The 12,021-nt window shown below is 72.4% G+C and carries 6 protein-coding genes and 1 pseudogene; 3 read left to right on the top strand and 4 right to left on the bottom strand.

The features are described from left to right. The 4 genes and pseudogenes from H0E84_RS10755 to coaBC all read right to left on the bottom strand — a co-directional run. A partial coding sequence (locus H0E84_RS10755; protein WP_180678652.1) for an RHS repeat protein occupies nt 1–3,911 on the bottom strand: 3,911 nt, incomplete at its 3' end. 367 nt (nt 3,912–4,278) lie between these two features. Next, entirely contained in the window at nt 4,279–6,591 is a 2,313-nt protein-coding gene (locus tag H0E84_RS10750) for a phosphomannomutase/phosphoglucomutase (RefSeq protein ID WP_180678651.1), read from the bottom strand. Nucleotides 6,592–6,605: 14 nt separating this feature from the next. Continuing rightward, nucleotides 6,606–7,064 (bottom strand): dUTP diphosphatase, encoded by a 459-nt coding sequence (gene dut, locus H0E84_RS10745; protein WP_180678650.1) that lies wholly within the window; start codon nt 7,062–7,064, stop codon nt 6,606–6,608. 51 nt (nt 7,065–7,115) lie between these two features. Next, nucleotides 7,116–8,338 (bottom strand): annotated as a pseudogene (gene coaBC, locus H0E84_RS10740) (bifunctional phosphopantothenoylcysteine decarboxylase/phosphopantothenate--cysteine ligase CoaBC). Nucleotides 8,339–8,582: 244 nt separating this feature from the next. Here coaBC and radC point away from each other — a divergent pair. From radC to H0E84_RS10725, 3 genes are all read left to right on the top strand, one after another. After that, complete coding sequence (gene radC / locus H0E84_RS10735) at nt 8,583–9,257, top strand: RadC family protein (RefSeq protein WP_180678649.1); 675 nt, start codon at nt 8,583–8,585, stop codon at nt 9,255–9,257. Between the two features lie 157 nt (nt 9,258–9,414). Next, the gene (argS, locus tag H0E84_RS10730) at nt 9,415–11,103 is read left to right on the top strand and encodes an arginine--tRNA ligase (RefSeq protein WP_180678648.1); all 1,689 of its coding nucleotides are present in this window, start codon (nt 9,415–9,417) and stop codon (nt 11,101–11,103) included. A gap of 160 nt (nt 11,104–11,263) precedes the next feature. Beyond that, nucleotides 11,264–11,998, top strand: coding sequence for an SPOR domain-containing protein (locus H0E84_RS10725; protein ID WP_180678647.1), 735 nt, complete (start codon nt 11,264–11,266; stop codon nt 11,996–11,998). The last annotated feature ends 23 nt before the right edge of the window (nt 11,999–12,021 follow it).

The raw sequence follows: 12,021 nt of genomic DNA, 5'->3' as shown, positions 1-12,021 counted from the left end.
CGGGTCTGCCGCGTGCGGTAGTCCGCCTGGTAGCGCAGCACCCCGTCCTGGCCGTAGATCGAGTACAGGTTGTCCCGCGCGTCGTGGAACGCCTGTACCCGGCGCCCGTGGCCGTCGTAGCGGTAGCGCTCCAGGCCCGCCACTTCGCGCAGCCGGTTGCCCTGGTCGAACGCGTAGCCCTGGCCGTTGCGGCTGGCCAGGTTGCCCTGCACGTCGTAGCCCAGGCTCATCACCGTGGCGCCGCCCGAGGTGTTGGTCACCTGGGTCAGGCGCTGCTTGGCGTCGTAGGCGTAGGTGTGGTCGCGCTGCCGCGGGCCCGCGCTCAGACGCACCCGCCTGAGGTTGTCCAGCACGTCGTAGCCGTACGTCGCCGTGCCGAACATCGGCGAGGTGGTGCCGGTCAGCCGGTCCAGGCCGTCGTAGCTCATCGTCCGGTTGCCGCGGCCGCCCGCCAGGCCGTCGCTGATCGCCGCCACGTTGCCGTGCGCGTCGTAGTCCAGGCTGTCGTCGTGGAGCGTGGTGCCGCTGCGTACGTCGCGGCTGCGCTCGGGCAGCCCGCGGGCGTTCTGGGTCAGGGTATGGACGGCGCCGTTGCCGTAGGTGAACTGCTTGAGCGCGCCGTTGGGGAAGTAGCTGGCGGCGGTGGCGTAGGCGCCGGCCCGGGTCGGCTGGCCCAGGGCGTTGGGCGCATAGGTCACCGCCACCTGGTCGGGGTAGACGTGCGAGGCCAGGTGGCCGTTGGCGTTGTAGCCGTAGCCCAGGCCCCAGGCGACGCCGCCCACGCCCATCGCCTCGCCTTCCAGCATGCGGCGCCTGTTGTAGCTGTAGACGGTGGTGACCAGGCCGGCGCCGCCGTTGTCCACGACGACTTGCGCCAGGTTGCCGTCCGGCTCGTAGCTGTAGGTGGTGTTGCCCAGGCCGTCCGGGAAGGTCAGCGCCTGCACCCGGTTGCGGGCGTCGTAGCTGCGCACGGTGCGCTGGGCCACCGGGATGTCGGCGGTGTTGCAGCCGGTGGTGGCGGTCTGGGTCGCTCCTGCCTTGCTCCAGGCCAGGTTGCCGGCGGCGTCGTAGGCCATGATGGTGGCGCCGGTCTCCGGCTCCACCGTCTTGCACAGCTGCTGGTGCTGGTCGTAGACGTAGCTGCGGGTCACCCCGACGCTGTTGTCGGCGTTGCGCCGGCGGATATAGGTCGGCTTGCCGAAGGCGTCGCGCCCGAAGTAGGTGTAGGCGCCTTCGGGATGGACGATGCGCTCGAGGTGGTCGGTGGCGGGCTGGTCCCAGGCCAGGTAGCGGTAGTGGGTCTGGGCTCCCTTCGGGCTGGTGACCCGGGTCTGGAAGCCGCTCAGGTACTGGGTCAGCGTGGTCAGCGGCCCGTGCTCGCTGTCCTGCGTGACCGACGTGGCGCGGCCCAGGGCGTCGTACTCGGTCCAGCTGCCGGTGGTCGGCGTGGCGCCGGCGCTCGGGTACGAGGCGAAGACCACGCGGCCCTCGCGGTCGAAGGACTGCCGGGTGAAGCGCTGGGTGGCGGTGGCGTTGCCGGTGTCGTACTCGCGCACCAGCTGCGGGCGCCACAGGGCGTCGAGATAGGTCACCTTGCGGCCGTTGCCGGTGGCGACCGTATGCCGCCAGTGGCCTGCCGGCAGGCCGTACGCGGAGGCCGTCGCCCGCTCCAGGCTCAACAGGGTGGCGTTCCACGCGACGCTGTCGCCGGTGGGATAGGTGATCTGGCTCAGCCTGCCCATCGGATCGTAGGCGTAGTTGGTGGCGAACCCGTTCTCGTCGGTGACCCGGGTGATCCAGCCGTGATCGTTCACCACCGCCGAGCGGGTGGCGCCATTGGCCGCCTCCGGCGTGGCGGGGAAGCGGATGGTCTGCGGGATCCCGCGCTTCCAGTTCGTCAGCGTGGTGGTGTTGTTCCTGCCGTCCCTGACCGTGGCCACGGTGCCGTCGGCGTTGTAGGTCAGGGTTTGCACGGTCCTGCCGAACTCGCGGAACAGCGTCGGCAGCGCGCTGGCGGCATTGTAGGTGGCCTCAGAGGCGACCACGCCGTCTACTGTCAACCGGGACGGCTGGCCGAGTACCCACTTGTCCAGGTCGTCATGGTACTGGGTGAGATCCGTCCGGCTCGGGTTGCCCGTGAGGGTGCTCGATCTGGTGACGCTGACCGGGCGTGCATGGGCGTCGAACTGGTTGACGGCCCGGGTGAACACGATGCCCTGCTGGGTCGTTGTCGTGCTCTTGATGGGCCGGTCGATCAGCGGGTCGCCTCCTACCACCAGGTTGGAACCGCGTCCGCCCGGGAACGGCATGGAACCGAGTTCCGACTGGCTCACGTAGACATTGCTGATGGTCCGGAAGGTGGTGCCGGCCTTGCGCACCTGGACGTTGAACAGCTGGCCCTCGTTGAGGCCGTAGTCCTTGCCGAAGGTATGCACGCGCTCGGTGCCTTCCGGGTCGGTCACGGTGACGTACTTGTAGTTCGGCGGCGGGGTCGCGCCATTGAGGTCGTTCCAGTTCGCCGGCACGGCGGGCGAACGCGGCACGTAGCCCTGCGCCAGCGAGGTGTAGCCGTAGGTATAGGTGGCGGCCTGCAGCCCCGGGCCGGTGATGCGCTTGCTGACCAGCGAATGCACGTCGTGATAACTGGCGGTGTAGTTGCGGAAGCTGTGCGGGTCGTCCTGGGCGTTGCCGTTGCAGAAGTACTCGACGTTCTTGCGCCCATGGCGCATCGGCGCGAAGGTGAAGTCGGCGCGCGAGCCGGCCGGGTGGGTGACCGAGTAGACGCGTGTATACGTCCCCAGCCGGTGACTGACGGAACAGTCGATCTCGTCGTCGCGGATCAGCTGGTGGAACGGATTTTGCTGGTAGGAGATCACGTCCAGGCGCCCGCTATCCAGGGCGTATTCCCAACGGCTGGCGTCTGGATTGGTCACGCTGACGAGCGCGATCCCGGAGTAGGCGTAGGTCCAGGTCCTGCCTGCCGCGGTGGCCGTGGCCAGGCGCCGCTGCCCGGCGCCGTAGGTCTGGTAGGTGAGGCTGATGCTGCGCCCGTCGTTGCTGTGGATCCGCGTGGGCACATCGCCGTTCCAGTCGTACTCGACCCAGTTGCCGAAGCGGTCCTCGATCCGGGTAGCGAAGATCCGCGCGCTGTGGCGGTGCATGACCGAACTGCCCGGCAGCGGCTCGGTCCAGTGCGGGTGCATGATGGAACCGTAGTTGCGCAGCACCAGCCAGTCGAAGTAGTACTTCGTGCCGTCGGGCGCGTGCCCGACGAAGCCTTCGCCCTGGCCGTTCTTCAGCGCCGGCAGGCAGGTGAAGAACCAGCCGTCCTTGTTGGTCCATCGGTATCCCGACCAGGTCGGCCTCACCAGCTTCGGACTGCTGTTTATCGCAAGCAGGTCGCCGCCGCCGCTGGCCGCCCGCAGCCGGGTCCCGCTCCAGAACATCTCCGTTTCGAACATGATCGAGCCGTTGCTCTGCGCCGGCGGCGGCGCCACCGTGGAGCAGCGCTGCAGCGGCGCCCAGCCGCCGACCGCATTGGTGCTGTGGATCGCGCTGAGGTGCGGGATGTCGATGTCCCAGTCGCCGATCAGGCTCGGGCTGGCGATCTCCTGCGTGTCGTAGGTGCGCGACAGCGCGACCGGCAGCGCGCTGTTGCCCGGCAAGGCGATGTCGGTGGCGGTGAAGGACACCGTGCCGTTGTAGAGATTGACCTGATCGCCGAAGGCGCCGTCGGCCAGCGGGGCGATCGCCTGGGTGGCCTTGAGGCGCCTGGCGTACTCCTCGCCCCAGTTCATCTGCGCCTGCGCGGCGGGCGCCACCGCCGCCAGCAGTGCCGCGATCCACAAGGCCGCCATGCCGCTGCGGTACGTCCGTCCCTGCCCCGCGGCAGGCGTCGCTTCCAGCTTCATCCAGGTTGTCCCCTTCTCGCCCGTTGCGGGCGATCCCCCAATCCTCAGCCTTCGATGCCGCATGCGCGGCGCTCCGGCCCCCTGTCCTTACCGCACGGCCCGCTCGCTTCCGCGAATCGGCGTCTGCCGCGCAGTGTGCTCCTCATCGGCAGGACTCTGCTGTCGGAAAATCCCCCGAACTGGTGTAGGAAAACACCTACCCTTCGCTCCCTCTTCCCTGCGGCCGCCTGGCAGACCGGGCACGCCCTCTTACGGAATGCCGAATGCCGATGGGGGCTCGGCGTGCCTTGCGCCACCGGCCGCCGACGCGAGCGGACCTAAGCAGGGGGGCGCACCCTCCCCGGTGCGCACTCGCGGCCCGCCGCTATCAGAACGGCAGCTGCAACTCCGGATCCACCGCCAGCAGCTGCTCGCGGAACGCCTGCTGGATGCGCGCGAGCGCCTGCTCGTCGTCGGCGTCGAAGCGCATCACCAGCACCGGGGTGGTGTTGGAGGCGCGCACCAGGCCCCAGCCGTCGGCCCAGTCGGCGCGCACGCCGTCGATGGTGGACAGGCGCGCGCCCTCGAGGCGGGCGCTGTCGTGGAAGCGCTCGACGAAGGCGTGCGGGTCGCCGCCCGGCGCCTCCACCTTGATCTCCGGGGTGGACACGCCATCGGGCAGCGCCCTGAGCACGTCGCCCGGCGCCTCGTCGCGCGAGGCCAGGATCTCCAGCAGCCGGGCGGCGGCGTAGATGCCGTCGTCGAAGCCGTACCAGCGCTCCTGGAAGAAGAAGTGGCCGCTCATCTCGCCGGCCAGCTCGGCCTCGACCTCGCGCATCTTGGCCTTGATCAGCGAGTGACCGGTCTTCCACATCAGCGGGCTGCCGCCGTGACGCAGGATGTGCCCGGGCAGGCGCCCGCTGCACTTGACGTCGTACACGATCACCGCGCCGGGGTTGCGCTCGAGCACGTCGGCGGCGAACAGCATCAGCAGGCGGTCGGGGTAGATGTTGTCGCCTTCCCGGGTCACCACGCCGAGGCGGTCGCCGTCGCCGTCGAAGGCGATGCCGAGGTCGGCATCCAGGCGCTGCACCATCCGCACCAGGTCCTCGAGGTTCTTCGCATCGCTCGGATCGGGATGGTGATTGGGAAAGGTGCCGTCGATCTCGCAGTACAGCGGCACCACCTCGGCGCCGATCGCCTCGAGCACGCGCGGGCCGATCTCGCCGGCCACGCCGTTGCCGGCGTCGACCACCACCTTGAGGCGCTGGTCCACCTGCACGTCGTTGGCGATGCGGTCGACGTAGTCCTCGGCGATGTCGCGCTCGGACAGGCCGCCGGGCGCCTTGGCGACGTGCAGGCGGTCCTCGGCGATGCGCGCGTACAGGTCGGTGATCGCCTCGCCGGACAGCGTCTCGCCGCCAACCACGATCTTGAAGCCGTTGTAGTCCGGCGGGTTGTGGCTGCCGGTGACCGAGATGCAGCAGCCGGTGCGCAGGTGGAAGGCGCCGAAGTAGATCACCGGCGTCGGCGCCATGCCGATGTCGATGACGTTGCGGCCGGCCTTGCGCAGGCCCTCGACCAGGCCGGCGACCAGCTCCGGGCCGGACAGGCGGCCGTCGCGGCCGACCACGATGTCGCCGAGGTCCTTCTCGCGCATCAGCGAGCCGATCGCCTGGCCGATCAGCTCGGCCACGCCGGGATCGAGGGTCTGCCCGACCACGCCGCGGATGTCGTAGGCGCGGAAGATGCCGCGGTCGATGTGCACCGGCGCCGGCTTGGGCGCGTCGCGCACGTCCAGTTTCGGACCGGTCGGTTCCGCCGGGGGCTCGGTGAGCGCCTGCGACAGCGTCGGCGATTCGTCGTGCTCCACGCTGGCCGTGCGCGCCATCCGCGGCAGCACCCGCCAGACGAAGAACGCCAGCAGCAGCAGCGCCGCCGCCACCGCGAAGCCAGGGATCCCGGCCAGCCCGAACGGCGCGGCCACCGCCCGCGGCGATGCCGCGACCACGCGCAGCCCGGTCCCGGGCACCGCGGTGGCCATGCGCTCGGCGGCCTCGATGTACTCCTGGTTGCCACGCTCCAGCAAAGTCACCCCGCCCTGGCGCAGGCCCAGGTACATGCTGTCCTCGTCGAGATGGGCGTGCTGCATCGGCAGCGTGGCGCGCGCCAGCGGCAGGCGCACGAACGCCACCCCGACCAGGCGCTCGCCGGCGCGCGCGGGCGCGGCCAGGGCCACGCGCGGGCCGTCGTCCTCGCGGACCACCCAGCTGACCGGCCGGTCCTCGACCAGGGCGCCTTCCAGCACCGCGGCGCGGCCGAAACCGCCGTCGCCGAGCCCGGCGTAGACGCTTTCCAGGTCCGGCAGGTAGATCGCCGCCTCCTCCAGGCCCGGCCAGTCGGCGGCCAGCGCGGCGGAGGCGCTTTCCAGGTCGTCGGCGGCGAGCGCCTGCTGCACCCGCTCCGATTCCAGGCGGTCGGTGAGATTCTTGAGGTCGCCGGTCAGCGCCCGCGCGGTCGCCTCGACGGTGGCGTCGCGCGTCTGCTGCAGCGCGCTGCGGTTGGCGTCGCTCTGCATCTGGCGCCAGCCGCTCCATGCCAGCCACAGCGCCAGCGCCGCCAGCAGCACCGCGAGGATCGGAAGGTACGGCCGGATCTGCGCCAGCGCCTGGCGCGCCTTGTGCGGTTGCGTCTCGCTCATCGTCTCTCCCCTGGTCAGCGGGTGCCGGTGTGGCCGAAGCCGCCCGTGCCGCGCGCGCTGTGGACGAAAGTATCCACCAATTCAAGGGTGGCCCGCACGACCGGCAGGATCACCAGCTGGGCGATGCGGTCGCCCGGCGCGATGGTGTAGGCCTCGCGGCCGCGGTTGAAGACGCTGATCAGCAGCGGCCCCTGGTAGTCGGAATCGATCAGCCCGGTGCCGTTGCCGAGCACGATGCCATGACGATGGCCGAGGCCGGAGCGCGGCAGCACCACCGCGCACAGCGCCGGATCGGCGAGATGGATGGCGATGCCGGAGGGCACCAGCTCGGCCTCGCCGGGCTGCAGCGTCAGCGGCGCCTCGAGCGCGGCGCGCAGGTCGAGGCCGGCGCTGCCCTCGGTGGCGTACTGCGGCAGCGGCCATTCGCAGCCGTGGCGCGGATCGAGGCATCTGACCTGGAGCGTGTGCTGCATGGGCGATTCCGTGATGGAGGGAAGGCCGCGCGGAGCGGCATCGGCGCGCGGCTAGGCGGAGCGGTGTACCTGCAGGCGCGTGTCGACGAGGTCGAGGAGCGCCTCGGCCAGCACCGTCTTCGGCGCCGGGCCGAGTTCGCGGGCGCCGCCCGGCCAGTACACGCTGAGCGCGTTGTCGTCGCACTCGAAGCCGCTGCCGGGCACGCCGACGCGGTTGGCGGCGATCATGTCGAGCTTCTTGTCGACCAGCTTGCCGCGCGCGTAGCGTTCGACGTCGTCGGTCTCGGCCGCGAACCCGACCACCAGTTTCGGCCGCTGCGGGTGGATCGCGACCCCGGCGAGGATGTCCGGCGTGCGCACCAGCTCGAGCACGAGGGTGGCGCCGGTCTTCTTCATCTTGCCGGGGGCGACGCTGCGCGGCGCGTAGTCGGCGACCGCCGCCGCGCCGATGTAGACCTCGGCCGGCAGCGCCGCCAGCACCGCCTCGCGCATCTGCGCGGCCGAGCGCACGTCGATGCGCCGCACCCCGTCCGGCGCCGGCAGGTGCACCGGTCCTGCGATCAGCACCACCTCGGCGCCGCGCGCGGCGGCGGCGGCGGCCAGCGCGAAGCCCATCTTGCCGCTGCTGCGGTTGCCGATGAAGCGCACCGGGTCGATGTCCTCGTAGGTCGGCCCGGCGCTGACCACCACGCGCCTTCCCGCGAGCGCGCCGCTCATCCGGCCGCCGCGGCCAGTTCGGCGACGATCGCGTCGGGCTCGCGCAGGCGCCCGGGGCCGGACTCGCCCTCCGCCAGCGGCCCGTCGTCGGGGCCGATCACCTGCACGCCCCGGCCGCGCAGGGTCTCGACATTGGCGCGGGTGGCGGGATGGCGCCACATGCGGTGGTTCATCGCTGGCGCGATCGCCAGCGGCGCCTCGGTGGCCAGGCACAGCGTGGTGACCAGATCGTCGGCCAGCCCGTGCGCCAGCCGCGCGATGATGTCGGCGGTGGCCGGCGCCACCACCACCCGGTCGGCCCAGGCGGCGAGCTCCAGGTGCCCCATCGCCGCTTCGGCGGCGGCATCCCACAGCGAGGTCCGGACCGGCTCGCCGGAGACCGCCTGGAAGGTGGCGCTGCCGACGAAGCGCTGCGCGTGCTCGGTCATCGCCACCCGCACCACGGCGCCGGCCTCGCGCAGGCGGCGCACCAGCTCGGCGGCCTTGTACGCGGCGATCCCGCCGCTCACGCACAGCAGCACGCGCTGCCCGCTGAGGCTGGAGGTGGCGGCGGCCATGGGCGTGGGAAAAGTCCTACGTGAAGGCGGGGCCCCAGCTTACCCGATGGCGCGGCATGCCCCTGCTGCGCCGGCGCCCCCGGCTGCGGTGGAATGGCCCCACGCTGGCGACCGGGCGCAGCTCCCCGGCTCCGGTCTCACGGCCCATCCCCTGTCGTGATGCCGCCCGGTCGCCAGCGCCCTTCCCGCTCACCCCTGCCGCCGTCCCGCCGTCGGCGGCCACCCCGCCCCGGGACCGCGCCCCATGCACATCCGCGACTGGCCCAGCCACGAACGCCCCCGCGAGAAGCTGCTGGCGCGCGGGGCCGGGGTGCTGTCGGACGCCGAACTGCTGGCGATCTTCCTGGGCTCGGGCCTGCGCGGCCGCGACGCGGTGGCCACCGCGCGCGAACTGCTCGCCGCTCATGGCCCGCTGCGCGCCCTGCTCGAACGCGGCCCGGCCGAGCTCGCCGATCTGCCCGGCCTCGGGCCGGCGCGCGCCTCGCGCCTGGCCGCCGCGCTGGAGCTGTGCAGCCGCTACCTGGCCGCGGATCTCGCCCGCGGCGAGGCCATGACCGACCCCGCGGCGGCCGGGCGCTACTTCGCCCAGCGCCTGCGCGCGCGGCCGCACGAGGTGTTCGCGGCGCTGTTCCTCGACACCCGGCACCGCGCGCTGGCGTTCGAGGAGCTGTTCCAGGGCACCGTGGACGGCGCCGAGGTGCACCCGCGCGAGGTGGTGCGGCGCGCGCTGGCGCACAACGCCGCGGCGCTGATCGTCGGCCACAACCATCCCAGCGGCTGCCGCGATCCCAGCGCCGCCGACCGCGCGGTGACCGCGCAGCTCAGGCAGGCCCTGGCCCTGGTCGACGTGCGCCTGCTGGACCATTTCGTGATCGGCGACGGCCCGCCGGTGTCGCTGGCGGCGCGCGGCTGGGTCTAGGGCCTGCCCGTGGGGGCAGCGCCCGGGTTTCGTCCCCGCTCCCAGCCGACCTGGCCGATGGCTGGCATCTCCTCCGCGGCGACGCGAGAAGTCGGGGCCGCGGCCAGGACGACCTGGCGCGCTACAATGGCCGGCCCCGCGACACCGCCATCACTCCGTGAAATCCCAGCTCCGCGCCCTGATCGAACAGGGCATCGCCTCGCTGCGCGCCAGCGGCACCCTCCCGGCCGACCTCGTCACGCCCGAATTCGTGGTCGAGCGGCCCAAGGAGCGCAGCCACGGCGATTTCTCCACCAACGCGGCGATGCTGCTGGCCAGGCAGGCGCGCGGCAACCCGCGCGCGCTGGCGCAGGCGCTGGTCGCGGCGATGGAGGGCGGCGGGCTGGTCTCGGCGATCGAGATCGCCGGCCCCGGCTTCATCAATTTCCGGCTGGCACCGGAGGCCTGGAACCGCCAGTTGCGCGAGGTGCACGCCCGCGGCGCCGACTACGGGCGCAGCGACAGCGGCGGCGGCCGCCGCGCCGGCGTCGAGTACGTCTCGGCCAACCCCACCGGCCCGCTACACGTCGGCCACGGCCGCGCCGCGGCGATCGGCGACTGCATCGCCCGGGTGCTGGCGGCCAACGGCTGGGACGTGGCGCGCGAGTTCTACTACAACGATGCCGGCGCGCAGATCGACAACCTCGCCCGCTCGGTGCAGGCGCGCGCGCGCGGCACCACGCCCGAGGACCCGGGCTGGCCCGAGGACGGCTACCGCGGCGACTACATCCGCGAGGTCGCCCGCGCCTACCTGGACGGCGCCTCGGTCGAGGTCGACGGCCACGTCGTGACCGCCGCCGGCGACGTCGACGACCTGGACGCGATCCGCCGCTTCGCCGTGGCCTCGCTGCGCCGCGAGCAGGACGCCGACCTGGCGGCCTTCGGCGTCGGCTTCGACGTGTACTTCCTCGAGTCGTCGCTGTACGCCGACGGCAAGGTCGAGGAAACGGTGCGGCGCCTGGTCGAGGGCGGCCACACCTACGAGGAGGGCGGCGCGCTGTGGCTGCGCACCACCGGGTTCGGCGACGACAAGGACCGGGTGATGCGCAAGTCCGACGGCAGCTACACCTATTTCGTGCCGGACGTCGCCTATCACCTGTCGAAGTGGCAGCGCGGCTACCAGCGCGCGATCACCGAGCTCGGCGCCGACCACCACGGCTCGCTGGCGCGGGTGAAGGCCGGGCTGCAGGCGCTCGACACCGGCATCCCGCAGGGCTATCCGGAATACGTGCTGCACCAGATGGTCACGGTGATGCGCGGCGGCGAAGAGGTGAAGATCTCCAAGCGCGCCGGCAGCTACCTGACCCTGCGCGACCTGATCGACGAGGTCGGCCGCGACGCGGTGCGCTGGTTCCTGGTTGCGCGCAAACCGGATTCGCAGCTGGTGTTCGACATCGACCTGGCGCGCTCGCAGTCGCTCGACAACCCGGTCTACTACGTGCAGCTCTCGCACGCGCGCATCTGCGGCCTGTTGCGGCAGCTGCAGGAGCGCGGCCTGGCGTTCGACCTCGACAACGGCCTGGCGCAGCCGCAGGACGTCGACAATCCCGCCACCCGCGAGCTGCTGGCGGCGCTGTCGCGCTGGCCGGAGACGGTGCAGGCCGCCGGCGCCCAGCTCGAACCGCACCTGCTCGCCGCGCACCTGCTGGAGCTGGCGCAGGCGTTCCAGAGCTACTACAACGACCACCAGTTCCTGGTCGACGAGGGCGACCTGCGCGACGCGCGCCTGGCGCTGGCGCTGGCGGTCCGCCAGGTGCTGGCCAACGGCCTGGCGCTGCTGGGCGTGGCCGCGCCGGAGAAGATGTGAGCCGCGCCGCCCGGCAGCGGGCGGGCGCCGGGCCGGCCACCCGCGCCGCCGCCGACGCACCTCGCGTCCACACCGTTCGTCATACACTTGCCCGACCGCTCCCGCATCGCGCGCAGGCCGCGACGGTCGGGCGCCGTCCCACCCATCGGAATCCGGAATAGTGGCAGTCAAGCGCGGCAAATCGCAGGCACGGCGCAACAGCGGCGGCAACGGCGGGCTCCCCGGCTGGGCCTGGATGGTGCTGGGCGTGGTGCTGGCCGTGGTGGTGATCCTGGCGGCGCCGCGGCTGCTCAAGTCCGAAGGCGAGGACGGCTTTTACCGGCCGCGCCCGAACCCCGATGCGCAGCCGCCGGCAGCGAGCGGCGACGAGCAGGACAGCGCGCCCGCGCGCGCCGACGCCCCCCCCGGGCGGCCCGCCGCACAGGCGCTCCCCGAACCCGGCGCCGACTACGATTTCTACACCCTGCTGCCCGGGCAGGAGGTGCCGATGACCGACGCCGAGCTCGCCGCCAGCGCGCGCGCCGAGGAGTCGCGCCAGGCCCAGGCCCGCCGCAGCGAGGATGCCGCCGAGCTCGCCGACCCGGCCGCCGCCGGCACCGCCGCGACCGCCACGCCCACCACCACGCCGGAACCGGCGGCCGCCGCGGCCTCCGCCGATGCCTCGGCGCGCTACCTGCTGCAGGCCGGCGCGTTCAGCGCCTCCGGCGACGCCGAGGCGCTCAAGGCGCGCATTGCCCTGCTCGGCCTGAGCGCGCGCGTCGAATCGGCGCAGGTGGAAGGCCGCACCATCTACCGGGTGCGCATGGGCCCGTACGGCTCGGCCACCGAGCTGGCCGATGCCAAGGGCAAGCTCGGCGACGGCGGCCTGCCGGCGATGGCGATCAAGGTGCAGTGACCCGGCACGCCCGGAGCGGGCGA

Source organism: Luteimonas salinisoli (assembly GCF_013425525.1).
GTDB lineage: Bacteria > Pseudomonadota > Gammaproteobacteria > Xanthomonadales > Xanthomonadaceae > Luteimonas > Luteimonas salinisoli.
This window is presented reverse-complemented; position numbering and strand designations above follow the sequence as displayed.